The sequence below is a fragment of the Deltaproteobacteria bacterium genome (assembly GCA_016183175.1).
Lineage (GTDB): Bacteria > UBA10199 > UBA10199 > UBA10199 > SBBF01 > JACPFC01.
In genome coordinates this window covers 1-19,547 of record JACPFC010000017.1, presented here as the reverse complement: position 1 = coordinate 19,547, position 19,547 = coordinate 1, and the positions used below count along the sequence as shown (strand labels likewise).

The 19,547-nt window shown below is 52.8% G+C and carries 18 protein-coding genes; 10 read left to right on the top strand and 8 right to left on the bottom strand.

The window, feature by feature from the left end; translation table 11 throughout:
* The first annotated feature begins 806 nt into the window (after window positions 1–806).
* From HYU99_02225 to HYU99_02205, 5 genes are all read left to right on the top strand, one after another.
* Window positions 807–1,241: a C40 family peptidase gene (locus HYU99_02225; protein MBI2339170.1), complete on the top strand. Its 435-nt coding sequence runs from the start codon at window positions 807–809 to the stop codon at window positions 1,239–1,241.
* A 142-nt stretch (window positions 1,242–1,383) separates the two neighbouring features.
* Window positions 1,384–1,659, top strand: a complete 276-nt coding sequence (locus HYU99_02220; GenBank protein MBI2339169.1) for a hypothetical protein — start codon at window positions 1,384–1,386, stop codon at window positions 1,657–1,659.
* 165 nt (window positions 1,660–1,824) lie between these two features.
* Window positions 1,825–4,515: a preprotein translocase subunit SecA gene (gene secA / locus HYU99_02215; protein ID MBI2339168.1), complete on the top strand. Its 2,691-nt coding sequence runs from the start codon at window positions 1,825–1,827 to the stop codon at window positions 4,513–4,515.
* Window positions 4,516–4,631: 116 nt separating this feature from the next.
* Entirely contained in the window at window positions 4,632–5,831 is a 1,200-nt protein-coding gene (gene argJ, locus HYU99_02210) for a bifunctional glutamate N-acetyltransferase/amino-acid acetyltransferase ArgJ (protein ID MBI2339167.1), read from the top strand.
* 59 nt (window positions 5,832–5,890) lie between these two features.
* Window positions 5,891–7,501: a radical SAM protein gene (locus HYU99_02205; protein MBI2339166.1), complete on the top strand. Its 1,611-nt coding sequence runs from the start codon at window positions 5,891–5,893 to the stop codon at window positions 7,499–7,501.
* Between the two features lie 6 nt (window positions 7,502–7,507).
* Here the strand turns inward: HYU99_02205 and HYU99_02200 are convergent, their stop codons facing one another.
* The 6 genes from HYU99_02200 to HYU99_02175 all read right to left on the bottom strand — a co-directional run bounded on the left by HYU99_02200 (window position 7,508) and on the right by HYU99_02175 (window position 11,228).
* On the bottom strand, window positions 7,508–7,891 hold the full coding sequence (locus HYU99_02200; protein ID MBI2339165.1) for a type II toxin-antitoxin system VapC family toxin: 384 nt from the start codon (window positions 7,889–7,891) through the stop codon (window positions 7,508–7,510).
* Window positions 7,888–8,148: a hypothetical protein gene (locus HYU99_02195; protein MBI2339164.1), complete on the bottom strand. Its 261-nt coding sequence runs from the start codon at window positions 8,146–8,148 to the stop codon at window positions 7,888–7,890. Before HYU99_02195 ends, HYU99_02200 begins: the two co-directional genes overlap by 4 nt.
* 107 nt (window positions 8,149–8,255) lie before the next feature.
* Complete coding sequence (locus tag HYU99_02190) at window positions 8,256–8,669, bottom strand: type II toxin-antitoxin system VapC family toxin (protein ID MBI2339163.1); 414 nt, start codon at window positions 8,667–8,669, stop codon at window positions 8,256–8,258.
* Window positions 8,666–8,908 carry a type II toxin-antitoxin system prevent-host-death family antitoxin gene (locus HYU99_02185; protein ID MBI2339162.1) on the bottom strand — a complete coding sequence of 81 codons (243 nt, stop codon included), beginning with the start codon at window positions 8,906–8,908 and terminating at the stop codon, window positions 8,666–8,668. The genes HYU99_02190 and HYU99_02185 overlap by 4 nt, the downstream gene beginning before the upstream one ends.
* Window positions 8,909–8,985: 77 nt before the next feature.
* Window positions 8,986–10,464 carry a glycerol kinase GlpK gene (gene glpK, locus HYU99_02180; protein MBI2339161.1) on the bottom strand — a complete coding sequence of 493 codons (1,479 nt, stop codon included), beginning with the start codon at window positions 10,462–10,464 and terminating at the stop codon, window positions 8,986–8,988.
* Complete coding sequence (locus HYU99_02175) at window positions 10,461–11,228, bottom strand: alpha/beta fold hydrolase (GenBank protein ID MBI2339160.1); 768 nt, start codon at window positions 11,226–11,228, stop codon at window positions 10,461–10,463. Before HYU99_02175 ends, glpK begins: the two co-directional genes overlap by 4 nt.
* Before the next feature lie 229 nt (window positions 11,229–11,457).
* On the opposite strand from HYU99_02175, the gene HYU99_02170 reads away from it, so the two are divergent.
* Window positions 11,458–12,432, top strand: coding sequence for a polyprenyl synthetase family protein (locus HYU99_02170; protein ID MBI2339159.1), 975 nt, complete (start codon window positions 11,458–11,460; stop codon window positions 12,430–12,432).
* Between the two features lie 257 nt (window positions 12,433–12,689).
* On the top strand, window positions 12,690–13,031 hold the full coding sequence (locus HYU99_02165) for a helix-hairpin-helix domain-containing protein (GenBank protein ID MBI2339158.1): 342 nt from the start codon (window positions 12,690–12,692) through the stop codon (window positions 13,029–13,031).
* Between the two features lie 375 nt (window positions 13,032–13,406).
* Here HYU99_02165 and HYU99_02160 read toward each other — a convergent pair whose 3' ends face one another.
* Together HYU99_02160 and HYU99_02155 are read right to left on the bottom strand one after the other, a co-directional pair.
* Window positions 13,407–14,774, bottom strand: a complete 1,368-nt coding sequence (locus HYU99_02160) for a patatin-like phospholipase family protein (GenBank protein ID MBI2339157.1) — start codon at window positions 14,772–14,774, stop codon at window positions 13,407–13,409.
* 297 nt (window positions 14,775–15,071) lie between these two features.
* Window positions 15,072–15,356, bottom strand: a complete 285-nt coding sequence (locus HYU99_02155) for a hypothetical protein (GenBank protein MBI2339156.1) — start codon at window positions 15,354–15,356, stop codon at window positions 15,072–15,074.
* Between the two features lie 78 nt (window positions 15,357–15,434).
* Here HYU99_02155 and HYU99_02150 point away from each other — a divergent pair, with 78 nt between their 5' ends.
* The 3 genes from HYU99_02150 to HYU99_02140 form a co-directional block, all read left to right on the top strand.
* Window positions 15,435–17,414: a TonB-dependent receptor gene (locus HYU99_02150; GenBank protein ID MBI2339155.1), complete on the top strand. Its 1,980-nt coding sequence runs from the start codon at window positions 15,435–15,437 to the stop codon at window positions 17,412–17,414.
* Window positions 17,415–17,843: 429 nt separating this feature from the next.
* Window positions 17,844–18,680, top strand: a complete 837-nt coding sequence (locus HYU99_02145; GenBank protein MBI2339154.1) for an ABC transporter substrate-binding protein — start codon at window positions 17,844–17,846, stop codon at window positions 18,678–18,680.
* A 4-nt stretch (window positions 18,681–18,684) separates the two neighbouring features.
* The coding region (locus HYU99_02140; protein MBI2339153.1) for an iron ABC transporter permease at window positions 18,685–19,547 on the top strand (863 nt) is incomplete at its 3' end.

The window sequence follows — 19,547 nt, the reverse complement described above, 5'->3', positions numbered from 1 at the left end:
AGCACAAAGGGATGAAGCCGGATTGATACGGCGCGATATTTTTCTATCGGGGTTTTTGGGGGACGGCCGCGAGGAGGGCGTTTGACCCCCAGTTTTTCTTCGATGGCCCTACGGGCTTCCTCTGCCTCTTGTGGCGTAATCCTTCGTGCCAATTCAAACGGGAACTCCTTGTATCTGGGCATAAAGCTCACCCCATGCTTTAAGAAATTTGCCGCCGCCTTTTTTGGATCCCAATCGAATCTCATAATCAGTATATACTGAAAACAAATGAAACCACAAGATTTTTAAAGCAAACGACATGCCAAAAATGGGCCTCTAAAAAGAGAGTGGTTTCTCAACAGGTTGTGCCGTGATGGGGTTTGTGAGACCTCGGATTTAAGCCCGGATTTAAGCCCGGAACCGTCCGATTTTCGGACGGTGCCGTCTCAAAATCGGTCGATTTGGACAGATTATTCCTTTTCGTTCTTCTTAACCGATTATAATCACACAAGAAAATATCTTACCGAGGTGGCACGGGGATTGCTTATAAAATTGCCAAGAAAGGAGTTTGTCCCATGCCCAATACTATTTTTGAGTCTTTCCAAGAGCCTTTAACCGAATTTTTCAAAGGGTTCGACAAACCGAAGCCCCCTTTGACGCCCGACCTTCTGGCCCAAATCTTTGCAAAAAATCTGGGTGAGGGAAAATCTCCCGGAGAAATTGCGAGTGAGGTTTTTACGCATCTGCCACAAGCAAAGCAGACACCGGAGGCATATGGCGAACTGGAACAATTTACGGCGACGGCCGTGGCGGAAATCGCGAGAGGTATGGCCAAACCTGCCGAAACGGCCGAGTTGACTGATTCTGAAAGAGGCCAAATTATCGATCAGGCAGAAGGATGGATCGGGACAAAATATAAGTTGGGTGGTAACACGGAAGAAGGAATCGACTGTTCAAATCTTGTTCATCGCGCCTATCAAGAAGCCGGTTTTGATTACGGCTACACAATGACCACCAGCGATTGGGGAAAGGCCGGGTTTAAAGAAACCACCGATCCCAAACCGGGCGATTTGATTCTATGGGAACCGCTATCGGGAAAAGAGCATGGTCATATAGGAATTGTTCTTGACGCAGAGACCAAAACATTTATAGGTGCTCAAAAAAGCACAGGCGTTGCCGAAGAAAGTTATGATCAAAACAAGTATTGGGGAAAGCGCCCCTACATTTTCCTCCGTTACGAAAAGCCCTCTGTTACGCAATAGATGGTTCTTCGCCGTTTTTTGTTTTTTTCTCCTTGTTGTTTCGTCATCCTCTTTTGCAAAAGTTTCCAAACTCGGACCGGCAGGGAATGTCGTAAAGACCGTTAACTTAACAAGCGATACACCATGGAAATATATCCAGGACTTGGCCGTCTGGGAAGATGCCCCTGGCTGGGACGGGGCGACGATTATCGACGGCTTTGAGGTTGTTGACGAAATTTACAAGACAAAAGGCACCGCCCAAGTAACCGTGAAGTATCGTGTGGTGGGTGAGAGGAGCGGCAGGGAGACGAAAAAGGTCAACAAGGATGAAAAAGTGACCTATGAACTTGTCGACCTTGGCGGTGTCTGGAAGATCAAGGAACCGCAGTTAGAGCCACATATTCTTCCCCATATTGAAAAGCTTTTCCCGGCTGAATAAATTTTTCCCTTTAATCGCTTTTGCTCGGTGGGGAGCCCCTTTGGGGCGGATGGGAATTAGTATCCCCTAAAATTTTGTACCGACAAAATGAATAATAGCTGTACATCTGTCAAGTATCATTATCCTTGAACCGCCGGGCTTAAACCATTATAACCAGCCGTCAAAGTGATAAACCTTGCCCTCAAAAAAATCTTCGGGAGCAAAAACGATCGCGAACTGAAGAAAATCCAGCCGCTGGTCGGGGAAATCAATTCATTCGAGCCCGGGTTGCAGGCCCTATCTGACGATCAACTCAAAAACAAAACGGTCGAGTTCCGGGAAAGGCTCGCGCAAGGGGCGACGTTAAGCGACCTTCTTCCCGAGGCGTTTGCCGTCGTCCGCGAGGCCTCAAAAAGGGCGCTCGGCATGCGCCACTTCGATGTCCAGATGATCGGCGGCGTTGTGCTCCACCACGGAAAAATTTCCGAAATGAAAACCGGCGAAGGGAAAACGCTCGTCGCCACGCTTCCCGTTTATCTCAATGCGCTGGAGGGAAAAGGGGTCCACGTTATCACCGTCAACGACTACCTCGCCAAACGCGATTCCGAATGGATGGGAAGGATCTACAAGTTTCTCGGCATGACCGTCGGCGTCATCGTCCACGGCCTAAACGACGCCGAGCGACGCGAGGCGTATCGGGCCGACATCACTTACGGGACCAACAACGAATACGGCTTCGATTTTCTGCGCGACAACATGAAATTCGCCCTCGAATCGATGGTTCAGCGCGACCTTAACTACGCCATCGTCGACGAGGTGGACAGCATTTTAATCGACGAGGCGCGGACGCCGCTGATCATCTCCGGCCCCGCCGAGGAATCGACCGACAAATATGTCAAAATCAACACCGTCATCCCCGGCCTGGCGAAAGACAAGCATTATCAGCTCGACGAAAAAAGCCGGACCGCCTCGCTGACCGAGGAAGGGGTTTTTGAGGTGGAAAAAAGGCTGAATGTGGAAAATCTCTTCGACCCGAAGCAGATCGAAATTCTCCATCATGTCAACCAGGCCCTTCGGGCCCATACCCTTTATCAGCGCGATGTCGACTACGTGGTCAAAGACGGCAAGGTGACGATCGTGGACGAATTCACCGGCCGGCTGATGCCCGGCAGGCGCTGGAGCGACGGCCTGCATCAGGCCATCGAGGCGAAAGAGCGGGTGCGGATTGAAAACGAAAACCAGACGCTCGCCTCCATCACCTTCCAGAACTATTTCCGCATGTACAAAAAACTTTCCGGGATGACCGGCACCGCCGACACCGAGGCGGCCGAGTTCGCCAAAATCTACAACCTCGACGTGATGGTGATCCCTCCCAACCGCCCGATGATCCGCGCCGACAACAACGACGTGATCTACAAAAACCAGTCGGCCAAGTTCAAGGCGGTGGTGGAGGAGATCAAAAAACAAAATGAGGAAGGGAGGCCGGTGCTTGTCGGCACGATCGCCATTGAAAAATCGGAGATCCTTGCCGACATGCTGAAACGGCGGGGCATTCCGCACAATGTGTTGAACGCCAAAAACCACGAGCGCGAGGCGGAGATCGTGGCGCAGGCGGGACGCATCGGGGCGGTCACCGTTTCCACCAACATGGCCGGCCGAGGCACCGACATCATGCTGGGGGGAAACCCGGAATATCTGGCGCGGACAAAGGTGGGAAAGGAGGCCGCGGATGAGGAATTCAAGAAGGCCTGTGATGAATTCAAAAAAATCTGCGATGCCGAACATGACGAGGTGGTGAAAAAAGGGGGGCTTTTCATTCTCGGCACCGAGCGTCACGAGTCGCGCCGGATCGACAACCAGTTGCGGGGCAGAGCCGGGCGGCAGGGGGACCCGGGCGCCTCGCGTTTTTTCATCGCCCTGGACGACGACCTGATGCGGATCTTCGGCTCCGACCGCATCTCCAACATCATGGGGCGGCTGGGGATGGAGGAGGACCAGACCATCGAGCATCGTTGGATCTCCAAGGCCATCGAAAACGCGCAAAAAAAGGTGGAGGCGCACAATTTTGAAATCCGGAAAACGGTTCTGGAATACGACGACGTGATGAACCAGCAGAGACAGACCGTCTACGCCAAACGGAAGGAAATCCTGAAAGGGGGCGATCTTAAAGATCAGGTGGAGAATATGATCGACGCCCTGGCCGACGGGATTTCCACCGGATTTGGAAACGACAGGGAATTCAACCGGCCGGGGCTGGAGGAGACGGTCTTCAATCAATTCGGCCTCCATCTCTCTTTTCCGGAGGAAGAGAAAAAATGGGATGCCGACTCCATCGGCCTGAAAATTTATCAGTCGGCAACCGACTTTTATAACAGGAAGGAACAGGAGTATGGTCCCGAGCTGATGCGCCAGGTGGAGCGCTTTTTCATGCTCCAGACGCTGGACAATCTCTGGAAGGATCATCTGCTGGCGATGGATCACCTGCGCGAGGGGATTGGCCTTCGCGGCTACGGGCAGAAAGACCCGCGGCTGGAATATAAAAAGGAAGGCTTTGCGATGTTTGAGGCGATGATGTACCGGTTTTATCAGGATGCCGTCGAGCGGATTTTCAAGGTGCAAATCCAGCAGAAAGAATCGGTGCAGATGACCGAGCGGCGGGCCGGGCCGATGCGCGAGGGGCGGACCGAGCCGGGCGGGCGGGCCCCCGCGGTGGCGCTGGCTACCGCGGCGGCTTCGAACCCGCAAAGCCCCATGCAGGCGGCCAACAAGCCTCCCAAGAAGCAGGAAACTGTTCGACGCGAAGGACCCAAGATCGGCCGCAACGATCCCTGTTATTGCGGGAGCGGGAAGAAGTATAAGAAGTGTCACGGGGCATAAATGTTAAATGACAAATTTCAAAGTTCAAAGGAATGTCAAATTTCAAATGTCAAATTTTGAAATTGTTTTTTTGAAATTCCTTTGGCATTTGAACTTTGACATTTGACATTGTTTCCATGAAACAAAAAATCCTTATTCCCGGATTCCAATTCGCCGGCATCCACTGCGGCATCAAGGAAGACGCGCGCAAGAAAGATCTCTCCCTCATCTATTCCGAGGAGCCGGAGACCCTGATCGACGGCGTCTTTACCAAAAACAGGGTATGCGCCGCACCGGTTGAGGTCTGCCGAAAGAGTATCCGGCAGGGAAGAGGCCGGTTGGTCGTGATCAACAGCGGGATTGCCAATGCCTGCACCGGCTTGCAAGGCCTGCGCGACGCGATCAAGACGCAAAGAGAGGCGGCCCGCCTTTTTAAACTGTCCGCCGACCGGGTGATGGTCTGTTCCACCGGAAAAATCGGCGATCCCCTTCCGATGAAAAGATTGCTTAAGGGTTTAAAAAAGGCGCAACGCGCCCTTTCGGAAAAAAATTTCATGGAGGCGGCCCGCGGGATGATGACGACCGATCAGTTTGTAAAATTCGGCGTTCGGCGGGGGCGAATCAACGGAAAGAGATATGTCATCGCCGTGATGACCAAGGGGGCGGGGATGTTAAGGCCCGACATGGCGACCCTGCTTACTTTTATCGTGACAAATCTGAAATTTTCTCGTTCGGCGCTTAAAACAATTTTTCGGAGGGCGGTGGACAAAACACTCAACCGCGTCACGGTGGACAACGACATGTCAACCAACGACACCGTTCTTATTCTGGCCAACGGCCGGGCCGGAAACGAGGTTTTTTCATTAAACGGCGCCGAGGGAAAAATCGTCGAGGATCAGATAACCGAACTTCTTGTCGAAATGGCCAAAAAAATCACCCTCGACGGCGAAGGGGCCACCAAATGTTGCAACGTCTGGGTGAGCGGGGCCCGAAACGGGGCCGACGCCAAAAAAATCGCCTATGCGGTGGGCAATTCGCCTCTGGTAAAAACCGCCCTGTTCGGTTGCGACCCCAACTGGGGACGAATGATGGCGGCGGTCGGGTATTCGGGGGCCGCTGTCATCCCGGAGAAAATCAGGATTCATATCGGCCCGTATCTTGTTGTCCGCAATGGGGTGAATGCCGCCGGGTACGATTCCAAAGAGGTCTCAAAGTACATGCGGAAGAAAAACATCGAAATCGGCATTCATCTTGGCCTCCGATCGGGGGTTTTTAACGTCTACATGTCCGACCTCACCTACGACTATGTCCATTTAAACGCCGAGTATCACACATAAGATCCGATACCATTTTCTTCTATGCCATTCCATCGGCCTGTGATATCACACCGGTCAACGTGAATCCGGTTGCTCCTTTTGTCTCCAAACTTCCCCGCAAATCCCTCAAGGTCGGCATTATCGATCTGGTGGCCCGTCAGCCGACCAAGTCCATTTACGCGCGGATTGCCAACCCCAATTATACATCGCTGATGCCTCAAATGGTGGCGGTCTGGGTGGAAGAGCTGGGGCATCAGGTCCATTATCTGACTTATACCGGTTTTGAAGACCTCTACCGTGAATTGCCTGATGATGTTGATATTGTGTTTATCAGCACCTTTACGCAAAATGCCTATACCGCCTACAGTATTTCCAATCTCTTCCGGCAAAAAAATGTGGTGACGGTTTTGGGAGGGCCCCATGCCCGGGCCTACCGGGAGGATGCGCGGCATTATTTCGATTATGTCCTGGGCTTGACCGACAAAGAGCTTGTCTGCGGATTGCTGGAGGATTTTTCATCGCAGTCGGAAGGGGTTCTCTTAAGCGCCGCAAAACAGCCAAGGCACCTCCCGGGGATTGAGCAACGCTGGAAGTTCCTTCAGCAGAATCTCAAAAAAACCCGTTTTGTCCATGTGGTGCCGATGATCGGCTCTCTGGGATGCCCCTACGAGTGCAGTTTTTGCATCGATTCGAAAATCGCCTATCAGCCCCTTCCGTACGATCAGCTTCGGGAGGACCTTGCTTTTTTGGCCAAACAGCCGAAACCCCCGATTGTCGGCTGGTACGATCCCAATTTTGGTGTACGGTTCAACGATTACCTGAATATCATCGAGTCGACGGTACCACCGGGCAAGATAGCCTTCTGCGCGGAGAGCAGTTTGTCCCTTTTAAGCGAGACGAACCTCAAACGCCTCAAGAAAAACAATTTCATCGTCATGCTCCCCGGGATTGAGTCGTGGTTCGATTTCAACACCAAGTCCAAACAGCACGCCAATTTCGGCCTCGACAAAGTGGCGCTGGTGAGTGAGCAGGTGAACATGATTTTGCGCCACATCCCCTATATTCAAACCAATTTTATTTTCGGGCTGGATTGCGATTCCGGGCCGGAACCGTTCGAGTTGACCAAGAAATTTGTCGATCTGTGCCCTGGGGCCTATCCCAACTTCGCCTTCATCACCGCCTTTGGCAATTCGGCCCCGTTGAACACCCAATATCAGACGGAAGGGCGCGTCATTGATATCCCGTTTCCTTTTTTGGACGGAAATTCGGGGCTGAATGTCCGCTTGAAGAATTATTCTTTTGTGGAATTCTACGATCACATGATCGATCTGGTGCAGTATTCCTTTTCGCCGGGAAAGATCTGGAGGCGCTTTAAGGCAAACAAACATCCGTTGCCCCGCTGGATGAACCTTCTTCGAGCCACTTTTTCCGGCAAGGGGCTTAAAGGGAACTATTCGGCCATTCGCTCGCTTTTGGCCACTGATTGCGAATTTCAGGCCTTTTATTCGGGGGAGAGCCACCGGCTTCCGCAATTTTATCGGGGAAAAATCCGGGAGAACCTTGGACCTTTTTATCCTCACCTGCCCCGGAAGATTCTCAATTATTTAGAAGAGGGGGAACCGGCCCCCAATCCCCGTATTTCCAACGCCCTTCCCCTGCATACCGCCATCCCCCAAGGGGCGACGGCGTAGGCTTTATCATCCCCGCGGGATCTGAGGCAGGTTGTCAAAATGACCGTCGCCGGACAATAACATCAAATTATGTTGCATTGTCAACGAAGCGATCCAGATATCGTTGGTGGGGATTGGTGTGCCTTGTTTCCGCAGTTGGTAAAACAGGCGGGCATAGTGATGCGTTGTCTGTTCGTCCGGAAAGAGAATTTCCACTCGGGCGGTGCTCAAAAAACGGGCGAGGTAGCGTTCATTTTGAGCCGCTTTTGAGCCGCATAAGTAACCGGCCCGCAATTCGGCCAAACTGATAAAGGGGATAAAAATTTGTTCGGCCTCCCGGGTAACGGCGGTTGCCTTCTCGTTTCCCTTACACAGGTCAACGTATGCATTGGTATCGAGAATTATTTTCATCGCCACAGTTCTTCGTCAATTTGGTGTTGCGCCTTGATGGCCTCGTCAAAGGCGGGATCTTCCTGCCAACTACCGATAAGAAAATCGAGATCGTGATGGATGATTGTTTCATCCGCCAGACCGGTTGCTTTGCTAAGCGCCTCCAGCACGACCTCGTTCAAGCTTTTGTCCGATTCTTTGGCTTTCTGGCGCAAACGCCGATCCAGTTTGGGGGAAATACTGCGGATGGTGTATTGATTCAGTTGAATATTTTTCATGCCTACATAATAGGCTTTATTTGCCTACATGTCAACGGCCCTCTTTTACGCCTTCCCCACCGCTAAAGCCCATTTCTTTTTCAAATCCTCGCGCTGTTTTTTGGTGGTTATAAAATCTTTATGCCGCAACTTTTGGCGGCGGTTTTGAGCCCCTTGTCCAGAGTGGCCAGAGAAAGGCCTTTTCTTGCCGCAAGCTCCAGGTAGGTTGCATCATAGGATGAAAGACCAAATTGCCGCGCCAAGGAAAGGGTTTCTTTAAAGGCCCGGCTTCGGGTTTCCTCAACCTCAACCACAATGGGAAGGGATTGCAAAATTTCCAGAAAATGGAAAGACTGCGCTTCGGTTAAGCGGTTTTTTCGTTCGGCCACAAGAAGTACATTGGTTATTTCCAGCGGCCAGACGGCCGGGACATAAGCGGTGGAATCAACCAGGCGGTCCAAAATCCGCTCGGTGGCCCTTGTGGCCTCATCCTCAAAACACCAGGCCATGGTTACCGAACAGTCCAGAACAAAATCGGTCAGAAACGCCTCCCTTCGGCAATCATTTCGCGAACGGATAGCCCCTTCAGTTGGACTCCCTTGCGAAATTGGCGCAGGCCGGCAATCACCTCCCGGGGTTTGTGCCTCGCTCCCTCTTCAATGGGGAAAAGAACGGCAACAGGCAACCCCTTGCGGGTAATGCACAGGCGTTTACCCCGCACCACTTCCCTTAAGAGACGAGGGAGGTGTGTTTTTGCTTCGTAGGCGGTTACTTTTTCCATTTCTTTTAAATCCGACTAGTCTACAGACTAGTCTACATCTATCGGGAAGACCTTTCAAGCCATTATTTACAGCTTCTTTAAGCCTTCCCCACCGCCTTGGCCCATTTCTTTTTCAAATCCTCGCGCTGTTTTTTGGTGAAAGTCGATTCGAAGGTCTTGTCTTCCTTCCAGGCATTGCGGATTTCTTCCTGATCCTTCCAGATGCCGACGGCAAGTCCTGCTAAAAAAGCCGCGCCAAACGCCGTCGTCTCGATCATCTTCGGCCGGACGATGTTGCACCCCAGAATGTCGGCCTGAAACTGCATCATCAGATTATTGGTACAGGCGCCACCGTCCACCTTGAGCATTTTGCACTTCCGGCCGGAGTCTTTTTCCATCGACTCCAGAATCTCCTGTTGCTGAAAGGCAATTCCCTCCAGCGTCGCGCGGGCAATATGGCCGCGCGTCGTGCCGCGGGTAATGCCGCTGATCACGCCTCTCGCATGCGGGTTCCAGTGCGGCGCTCCGAGGCCGACCAGCGCCGGGACAAAATAGACGCCGCCGTTGTCCGCGACACTCCGCGCCAATTCTTCAATCTCGACGGAGGATTTGATGATTTTCAGGCCGTCGCGCAACCACTGAACGGCGGCCCCGGCAATGAATGACGATCCTTCCAGGGCATATGAAACTTTATGATTCACCTGCCAGGCGACCGTGGTGACCAACCCCCGCCGCGAGAGAACCGGTTTGGGTCCGATGTTCATCAGCAAAAAAGACCCGGTGCCGTAGGTGCACTTGGCCTCCCCCACATTAAAGCAGGCCTGGCCAAAGAGGGCCGCCTGCTGGTCGCCCGCCATTCCGGCAATCGGGATCCCGTCCGGAAGACCTTTTACATTTTTGGTTTTGCCGTAGATAAACGAGGAGGGACATACCTCCGGCAAAATCTCCGGCGGAACATCAAATATTTTCAGAAGAGTCGGATCCCACTTGAGCGTTTTCAAATCCAACAGAAGAGTCCGTGAGGCATTCGAAACGTCGGTGACATGGTTGGCGCCGTCGGTTAATCTCCAGACCAGAAAGGTATCGATGGTTCCAAAGGCGAGTTTCCCTTTTTCGGCTTTTTCCCTCGCCCCCGCTACATTGTCCAACAGCCATTTGATTTTGGTCCCAGAAAAATAGGGATCAAGGACCAACCCTGTTTTGGAGCGAACCAGCTTTTCCTTTCCGTTCTTTTTCAATTTTTCACACAGCGGCGCTGTCCGGCGGTCCTGCCAGACAATGGCATTGTGGATCGGCCGTGACGTTTCGCGGTCCCAAATAAGGGTCGTTTCGCGTTGATTGGTGATGCCGATGCCCGCAATCCGGTTGGCGTCAACCTCCGCCAGGGCCACCGCTTCGCGGATGGTGCGGGTGGTGGCCTCCCAGATTTCCTCCGGATCGTGTTCCACCCATGCGGCTTGAGGATAGTGTTGGGGGAATTCGTTGTTTTTTTTCGCCAGAACTTCCAGTTCGTGATTGAGAATGAGAACCGTTGTGCCCGTGGTCCCTTGGTCGATGGAAAGGATGAGGTCTTTCATAAAAATCTCCCAAAAAATTCCGTCACCTTTTGCGCGACCAATTCTTTGTCGAAATCGAGCGTCACGATGTGGTACGAATTCTCCAGCGTCACTGTTTCGGTGATGGAAGACGAAACATTGGCCGCGACGATGTTCATCGATTTATAATCCGAGGTCGAGTCATGACGCGAGTGAATGAGCAAAATCGGCGTCTGGACTTTGGGAAGCGAGCCGTGGATCAACTTCTGGAGATCGAGCATGCTGTAAATGCACGACAACGGCATCAGGCTGATGTTCCAAAAGTTCTCTTTGGCCGCCGGATCCTTGACATCGACGGAAAATTTCGGCTGGTATTTCCACAAATGACGCAAAGGGGTATGGCGAATCAATGGGAGAAGCTTCGTAGTTTTGGATTTCAAATGAAGCGGCGTGGCCAGACAACCGATGGCCGCCGTCGACTGCGGATAATCGACGGCCAGCTTCAACGCCAGAAGGGCCCCCATGGAAAGGCCGGCGACAAAAATTTTTGAGCATCTCTGATGAAGCTCCATATAGGCCTTTTGGGCCGTGTGAAACCAGGTGGTCCAGTCGGTTTTGGCCAGATTTTCCGGTGTGGTGCCATGCCCGGCCAAAAGGGGGACCGAAACGGTAAAGCCTTTGCCTGCAAGCCGGTTGGCCACCGGCCGCATCGAATCGGGGGTTCCGGTGAAACCATGGAGCAAAAGAACCCCCGCGCCGTTGACGCCCTGCCGAAAAATGGGATCGATCTGCGGATTGTGAAACATTTTATTTGGGGCCCCGAAGGCCCTTTAATGAAACTACTCGTGTTTATTATGTTCTCGTCGGGCCTTCGATGGCCCCAAACCCCGCGCAAATCACCGGCAAGGCCGGATGATTTGCTTCATTTACCTTGTACGTATGTCCGGATGTTCGGCGCTCTATACCCTTCGGGTACTGTTTCACCGTATTAAAATTGTTTGACATTGTCCAATATGAATCAGTAGGACGTACGCGATGGACTTAAAAGAAATCTGCCTTCCCATTCAGAAAGAGGTCGAAGAACTGGAGCGGTTTTTAACCGACAACCTCGCTTCGCGCGTTTCTTTTGTGCAAAATGTCGCCGCCTATGTCATCCAAAACGGCGGCAAACGTTTGCGCCCCATCCTTACCGTTTTAAGCGCCAAGCTGGCCGGCTACAAGGGTTCGGCCGCTATTCCCCTGGGGACGGCGGTGGAATATATGCACACCGCCTCGCTTTTGCACGACGATGTCATCGACAACGCCCAGCTCCGCCGCGGTCGGGCCTCCATCAACAACAAGTGGGGAAATCATGTCAGTGTCCTGGTGGGAGACTTTTTCTACTGCCGGGCGATGGACCTTCTGGTCCGAAGCGGCGATTTGCGGATTCTCAAGGTGTTAACCGATGTGATCACCACCACCACCGAGGGGGAAATTTTCGAAATCACCAAAAATAATGACCTCGGCACGACGGAAGAGGATTATCTGCAGATCATCACCGCCAAGACCGCCGCCCTGATGGCCGGGGCCTGTCAGGCGGGGGCCATCCTGGGGGGTGTTTCTGAGGAATTTGAGCATGCGCTTCGCAAATTCGGCCTCAATCTGGGAATTGCCTTTCAACTTCAGGATGACGTTCTCGATTATATCTCTACCGACGAGGAGTTCGGCAAGGAAAGCGGAACCGACCTGCGCGAGGGAAAGCTGACCCTCCCTCTCATTCTCGCCCTTAAAAAAGGGACGGAAGAGGACCACCGCCTGGTGAGGGATGCGCTAATCGCCGACACCACCGAGCCGGCCGCCTTTTTCCAGATTCTCGCGCTCATCAACCGCACCAACGGCCTCCGCGAAACCACCCGCCTGGCGAAAAGTTACGTCGAAAAGGCGAGGGATCATTTAAGCCTTTTCCGCCCCTCCTTCGAACGCGATACCCTCCTTTCGATTGCCGATTATGTGGTGTTGAGGAAAAACTGACCCCGAAGGGATCCCCTTGGGACCGTCCGATTTTAGGATGGTGCCGTCCGAAAATCGGTCGATTTTGTCTTTGATGGTCCGATCATCTGCCGGTTCCCGCTTTTCCTTCCGAAAAAAATTCCATTCGATTCCAGCGGGTTGATGATTTTTTTCATTTCCATCCTTTTTTTGGCACCGCGTTTGCATTGCTTCTCCGCGCTCGCTTTTGCGGTGACTTGAAAAAGTCGGCGCAAAGGAAGGCCTTAAAAGGAGAAAAAATGAAAAAACAACGGATGTCCGTTTTTGCCGTCCTCGCCCTGCTTGTGATTGCAGGACAGGGGTGGGCAAAAACTTTAACGACTCTGGATGGAGTCATCAATGTCAACGTCGCCTCCGCGCAGGAGCTTCAACTTCTGCCGGGAGTGGGTGAGGTGAAGGCGCAGGCGATTATCGACGCCCGTTCGGCAAAGCCGTTCGCAAGCCTTGACGATCTTCTGGCAGTGAAGGGGATCGGCGAGAAGATGATCCAGAAATGGGCGCCCTACCTTGCCTTTGAGGGGGAAACAACCCTTAAAGAGATTCCGGCTCCGGCAACCACCGCGGAAAATACAAATCAGTAAAAAACTCAAAACCCCGTCATCCGCCTCAGGCGGATGGCGGGGTTTTTTTATTCAGGAGAGAACCTCTTGCCTGTCAGTTGCCGAAGATTCCGTTTTTATCCGGAATTCATTCAGAAACCGCACGCAAGTCACAAATTTTTAGAGCAATCTCCGTGCCAACTTTTAAAATTATTTTTTTTAAAAACCATTATTAATTTTAGTGAGTTACAAAGCTGGTAGAAACGGAACCCGAAAGGAGTGGGTATTTTTTGTCCTGTTTCGGTAACTTTTTGTTCAAAATGTTGACGCTTCGACTCGTCGCTACGCTCCTCGCTCAGTGCAGGCACGCTTGCTCTGCGCAGGGCTTGCCCTGAGCGAGCGGAGCGAGTCGAAGGGTTATTTCCCGCCTTGAACGACCTTGAGGCGGCGTTTGGGTTGAGGCTCCTCCAGGACATCCATGATCACGTTGGGGTCGAAGGCCGATTTTTCGATCTTTTTGGCGTCCATCTGCACGACATCGCGGGTCATTTCGATGCCGTACTGGCCGAGAAGCGATGACATCGGATCGAATTTCTTTTCGATTGACCGCGAAACCGACTCGAAGCCGTGCGAGGCGGAGCGGGCCCGGTTCCAGAAAAAGAGGGGGTTCAGCTCGAAGAAATCGATGTCGTCCTCTTTTGGCTCAATCAGCAGAATATCCTTCTTGAAATTGGGGTCCTCGCGGTAGGTCTGAATGGCCACCATGAGCCGCGAATGGAACAGGGTTCTAAAAACCTGGTTAAAAACCATCCCGACCCCCCAGTCGGAAATCCGTTTGGATTTGGTGACATATTTGTTCTCTTCCCGGAGATATTCGATGACAATTTCGTTATTGAAGGGCCTGAAGGGGTTGTAGCAGATGACCAGATCGGCCCCTTTTTCGAAGGCGATGTCGACATTGGCGGTTTTGCGCACCCCGCCGTCCACGTAGTCCACCCCCTTGATGCGCGCCGGCTTGTAAAAGCCGGGAATGGCCGTGGAGGCCTGGATGGCCTCGGAGATGGTGACATCGTTTTTCTCGTCGGGGCCGAAGATAACCCGCTCGGCGGTGTCGAGGTCCATGGCGGCAATGTAAAGGGAGCGCCCCGACATTTTTTTCAAGACCCGGAAGTTGTTGGTCATCCGGTTTTTTTTCATATTGGCCCGCAGGTAGCTCTCGAGAGGCCTGTTGTCAAAGACGCCGGAGGGAAAGAGTTCTCCCAGGCCGGGCACCGAGCGGGTGGAATAGGCCACGCGCAAGAGGGGTTTCATCAACTGCTCGTAGTTGGAATAGTTGGGGTACCGCAGGAGGGTTTTCACGTTTTTTAAAAAATCCTTTTTCAAATGAGGCGCGGCCGAAAAGAGGTCGTAGACGATACCGGGAAAAAAGGTCAGATGGCCGTAGAGATACTGAAACGGCCTGAAAAGAAATTCGCGCCAGTTCGGCAGATACATATGGAGGGGGGAGAGCTGGGAAAACTGCTTCGATTTGCCGTCGAGGCTGGCCAGCATCTCCTCCGGCGAGATGCCGCCGGAGAGGGGAGCCGCCAGAAAGGCGCCGGCCGAAAGGCCGACATAAATGTCAAAATCGGTGACCTTCTTGTTGACCAGATAGTCGTTTAGGGCCTTTAAGCCCCCGACTTTAAAGGCGCCGCCCGAAATTGCGCCGCCCGCCAACACCAGCGCCAGCTTGGGGTTGTCCTTTTTTTCCTTCGGGTCGGACTTTCTGATTATAGTAATGCCCATGAAAGAAGCAAATCATCCGGCTATCTTAACTTCGCAAAGTCTTTCGACTTTGCTACGCGGACAAGCCAAGCTTGTCCTTGCAGGCCGGCGATTTGCGCGGGGCCACAAGCCCCAGCTCGGCTGGGGCGCGTAGCAAACATAACATGTTTGCGAAGTAAAAATAGTTGGCCATTTGAGGCCCGAAATACATTAACACGAATAGTAACAAACGGGCCGAAAGGGCCCCAAGGATATTGACACCTTGTGTCATTGTAGCAGAGAGATCGAGAAGGATGGAAGGAAAAAATGCAAAATGCGTCAGATGTTGACCACATCGCCCAGATCGATCCGGACGCCGAAAACCTTGGTGACGATGAAGTAGAGGACCAAAAGGCTTGCAAAAAACATGAAAAAAGACCCGATGGCGATTCCCAATAGAAAAATGGCCCAGATAAGGGCGACCAGGGCGATCAGGGGGGAAAAAAAAGTGTTCTTGCGGGAGACATAGGGGGGGATGAAATAGACCAGCGCCCCTTCCACCTTTTTAAACCAGTGGTTCCACTGATTGACGACAAATTCAGGGACGAAATTTTGCCATTTCACAGCGCGATTTTACTAATGGCCTTCCTCTAAAATGTCAATGTTGCAATTTATCGGGTGATGGGTGATGGGTGATGAGTCATGGGTTATGGATCAGGGGTTATTGCGCTCATTTTTTTATTATCGGCTTTGTCAGTTAGGGCGGAAGAAACCGAGATTCCGCAGGTAACCGTCACCGGCGAGACGGAAAGAGAGGCTAAAGACGCCACGGCTGATTTAACCGTCATCAAGGCGAAAGATTACCGGAACCGGATCGTCACGGTTCCCGAAATCCTCTCGCGGGAGGCGGGGGTTCATATCACCCGCTTTGGCGGCCTTGAGGATGCCACCTCCCTTTCGATCCGCGGGTCTTCGGCCGACGAGGTGCTGGTCCTCTTCGACGGCGTGCCGCTCAATTCGGCGGAGGGGGGAAATGTCGATCTTTCGCCGTTCATGATGGAATCGCTGGATACCATCGAAATATACCGCGGTGTAAGTCCGCTCTCCTATGGCCCTACCCCCTCCGCCGGAACGGTGGCGCTTAATTCAAGGGCGATTGAAGGAAAAAACAAATTCGGCGGCTCGGTCGGGTATGGAAGTTTTAACACCTTCAGAACGAACCTTTTTTATTCCAACAAATGGAAAAAATTCGGCCTCATTGCCTCTTTGGGCCTTTTAAGGACCAGCGGCGATTTTTCCTTTCTGGACGACAACGGCACACCGGTAAACGAAGCCGATGACGCGCAGATCAAACGGCAAAACAACGAGTCGCAGACCCTTCATCCCCTGGTGAAAGTGCAATACGATTTCGACGGCAAAACGCGTCTGGAATGGGTCAGCCATTTCATCCGCAAAGATGACGGCGTGCCGGGGCTTTCCACCAACCAGTCGGAGACCGCCGGCATCGACACAACCTCATGGCTTTCCAGCCTCAAAATCCGGCGCGATTCTTTTTTTCACAAGAATCTGGCGCTGGAAAATCGGACCTGGCTTTATCTCGCCAAAAGCCAGTACTCCGACCCCGACGCGGAAGTGGGCCTTGGCGGCGGACAGGATACCGATAACGACACAACCCGCTTTGGCCATCAGGCGACTCTTGAAATCACGCCCGATGCGCGCCAACTGATCACCGCCTTTGCCCTTTATCAGATGGAACGGTTCCGTCCGGAGGATTTTTTGGCTTCCCCCCCGCAAGGGGGGGCGAGTGTGCGTCAGCAGTGGAATATCGGCGCCGGCGATGAGATTGAATTTTTCAACCGCCGCCTTCTGGCAAGCCCCGCTGTTTGGATCGAAAATATTTACAACCGGTTGAACAATGACGATCCCTCTTTTTTGACCCCCGCCGCGTTTTCAAACACAAAGACACATCATGTCGTTTCGGCCAAACTGGGGCTTAAGGGGATAGTGACAAATTATCTGGCACTCAAGGCCAATGTCTCGCGCGGCGTCCGGTTTCCGACGTTTCCGGAGCTTTTCGGGGACCGCGGCGGTGTTGTGGGAAATCAGGCGCTGGAACCGCAGACAAGCATTAATTGGGATGCGGGGGTTATGGTGGATGGTGGATGGTGGCTGGTGGATCGTTCACGTTTTTCCGCCTTCTACTTCGACCGCAGAATCACCGATCTGATCCAATTCGAACAAAACGCCGGGTTTGCCCGGGCGGAAAATATCGGAGAGGCGCGAATCCGCGGCGTGGAGGTGCAGGGGAGCCTTGAGGCCTTCCGGCATTTGGGCCTTTCGGCCAACTATACCTTCCAGAATCCGGTCAATCAGGCCGATTTTCCGGGGCGCCGGTTGCCCGGACGGCCACAGCATGAGTTGGAGACGCACATTGAAGGATTTATTGACCGGGGGCGCGCCTTCGTGGAGGTAAACTGGATCGATTCCAACTTTCTCGATCCATTGAACACCCGTATTGTCCGCGACCGGCTGATTTTAAACGGAGGAATTTCTTTTAATGTGACAAAAAAAATTCTTTTGGCCTTTGAAGGAAAGAATTTGACGAATGACCGGATTGTTGATGTCGTGGGTTTTCCCCTTCCGGGAAGGAGCTTTTTCGGACGTGTGGAGGTCGAATTTTAAGTAGCAATTCAGTCTCGGTGTCTGCTTTCGGTTCCATCGGAACTCGCGGTCTTTATTATCGCCACTTGATTTGGTCATTGGGTTTGAAGAATGAACCGATTGGCGATTGGATTTCGGTGCGCTCAAACAGCCGATGGAACCTCAAGACATCCATCCGAGACCGAATTGCTACAATTTTAAGGGTATTATGCCGCTTTGCGGTGATGATGAGTCCAATGAACCGGGTTGACAAGGCGCCAAATCGCACCCCTTGATTCGTGTCGTCGATGGGAGTTCAGACTCCCCCCAACGACCCCCAGGCCCAAAACCAGGATGACGATTCCAACCCAAATTTCCAAGGCAAGTAACATGATTTCTCCTTATCTTCCACCCTCTTTCATAGGCGCTGTAACGCGCCGTGTCAAGCCCTTGGTCTGTTTCTTTTTCACAATGGTAAGCAGTATATCCTGTTTATGTTACGAGGTCGAGGCTTTTGATCGGATCATCTCCTTAAAGCCGAATATTACAGAGATTTTATTTGAACTGGGAGTGGGGGATAAAATTGTCGGCGCCACCACTTGGTGCGACAATCCCCCGGCGGCCAAAAAAATCCCCCGTGTGGCCGATTACCTGCAGGTGGATGGAGAGAAGGCGCTGGCCTTGAGCCCCGATTTGGTCATCGGATCGAAAGAAAATTCGGCGAAAGGGGATATCGATTTTTTAAGCCGTCAGGGAATTCCCGTAAAACTTTTTTCCTTCAACCGGCTGGAGGAGACCTTCAAATCCCTTTTGGAAATTGCCGGACTGGTCGGAAAGGAAGAGCGCGGGAAGGAACTGGTTGAAGCCCTGCGAAAGGGCTTTAAGACCATGCATCCGTTGAGTGAGGCGCCTTCCCCGCGCGTTTTGATGGTGGTAGGGTTAAAGCCGCTGGTCGTTGTAGGAGGGAATAATCTTCTCGACGATCTGCTGGAGATCGTCGGCGGCAAAAACATTGCCGGAAATTCCCTCTTAAGATATCCCAACTACGGCATCGATCAGCTGATTTCCGCCCGGCCGGAGGTGATTGTCGATCTGACAATGGGAAATGAGACCGGCGGCAAAGAGAAAAAGATGGACTGGTATCGGCAGTTCCGGTCGGTTCCGGCGGTAAAAAACGGGCGGATCTATTTTTTGGACATCGCCGATTTTCGCGCCTCAAAGCGTCTGCTTGTGGGGGCGAGGAAACTACATGAAGTGCTAAATCCCCCCCCACCCCCCTTTGACAAAGGGGGGCCAGGGGGGATTTGAACCAATGCAAACCTCTCTCAATTTTAACCGCTGGCTTGCATGGATGCTGGGGCTTGGAGTTTTGACCGCCGCGGCGATTGTCCTTTTTTCCTTTCTGGGCAATCCGCCGATTTCGCCGTCCGCCCTCTGGTCGGGGAGTGAGCTGGCGCGGGACCTTTTTGTGCATGCCCGCCTCCCCCGCGTCCTGCTGGCCGTTTTTGTCGGCGCGGGGCTCGCCTCAAGCGGGGTGGCGTTCCAGTCGTTGTTGCGCAATCCCCTGGCCGATCCTTATATTCTCGGCGTTTCCGGCGGGGCGGCGCTGGGGGGCGTTTTGGCCCTGGCCCTTAAACTCCCTTTTGCCCTCATCTCCCTTCTGGCCTTCGGCTTTGCGCTGGGGTCTCTTCTGCTTATCTATTTTGTCGCCCGTGTCGAAGGGCGGCTCCCCGCCCATTCCCTTCTGCTCACCGGCGTTATTTTTAACGCCTTTGCCTTCGCCCTGATTCTTCTCATCAACTCGCTGGTCTCGCTGGGGGAGGCGCATCAGATTCTTTTTCTTTTGATGGGGTCGCTGGAACCCCCTCCCCTGGGGCAGGTGGCCTGGGTCGGATGTTTTACCCTGATCGGCCTGATTATTTTGACCGCGCAGGCATCAAAGATGAATGTGATTTCTCTGGGGGACGAATCGGCCGCCCAACTGGGGGTGTCGGCGACCACGCACCGGAAGGTCATTTTTTTTGCCGCCTCCGTCATGGTAGGGGCCAGTGTCGCAACAGTCGGCCTGATCGGTTTTGTGGGATTGGTTGTTCCCCATATGGTCCGGATGCGTTTTGGCGCCGATCACCGGGTTTTGCTTCCCCTCTCGGCTGTGGGAGGGGGTCTTTTTCTTCT

Bases quoted from the DNA above. Each gene is read 5' to 3' on its own strand.
- glpK (MBI2339161.1), bottom strand. From the start codon at position 10,464: ATGAAAGACCTCATCCTTTCCATCGACCAAGGGACCACGGGCACAACG.
- HYU99_02225 (MBI2339170.1), top strand. From the start codon at position 807: ATGGCCAAACCTGCCGAAACGGCCGAGTTGACTGATTCTGAAAGAGGC.
- HYU99_02200 (MBI2339165.1), bottom strand. From the start codon at position 7,891: ATGAAAATAATTCTCGATACCAATGCATACGTTGACCTGTGTAAGGGA.
- HYU99_02170 (MBI2339159.1), top strand. From the start codon at position 11,458: ATGGACTTAAAAGAAATCTGCCTTCCCATTCAGAAAGAGGTCGAAGAA.
- HYU99_02185 (MBI2339162.1), bottom strand. From the start codon at position 8,908: ATGGAAAAAGTAACCGCCTACGAAGCAAAAACACACCTCCCTCGTCTC.
- HYU99_02150 (MBI2339155.1), top strand. From the start codon at position 15,435: ATGGGTTATGGATCAGGGGTTATTGCGCTCATTTTTTTATTATCGGCT.
- HYU99_02165 (MBI2339158.1), top strand. From the start codon at position 12,690: ATGAAAAAACAACGGATGTCCGTTTTTGCCGTCCTCGCCCTGCTTGTG.
- HYU99_02160 (MBI2339157.1), bottom strand. From the start codon at position 14,774: ATGGGCATTACTATAATCAGAAAGTCCGACCCGAAGGAAAAAAAGGAC.
- HYU99_02145 (MBI2339154.1), top strand. From the start codon at position 17,844: ATGGTAAGCAGTATATCCTGTTTATGTTACGAGGTCGAGGCTTTTGAT.
- argJ (MBI2339167.1), top strand. From the start codon at position 4,632: ATGAAACAAAAAATCCTTATTCCCGGATTCCAATTCGCCGGCATCCAC.
- HYU99_02195 (MBI2339164.1), bottom strand. From the start codon at position 8,148: ATGAAAAATATTCAACTGAATCAATACACCATCCGCAGTATTTCCCCC.
- HYU99_02175 (MBI2339160.1), bottom strand. From the start codon at position 11,228: ATGTTTCACAATCCGCAGATCGATCCCATTTTTCGGCAGGGCGTCAAC.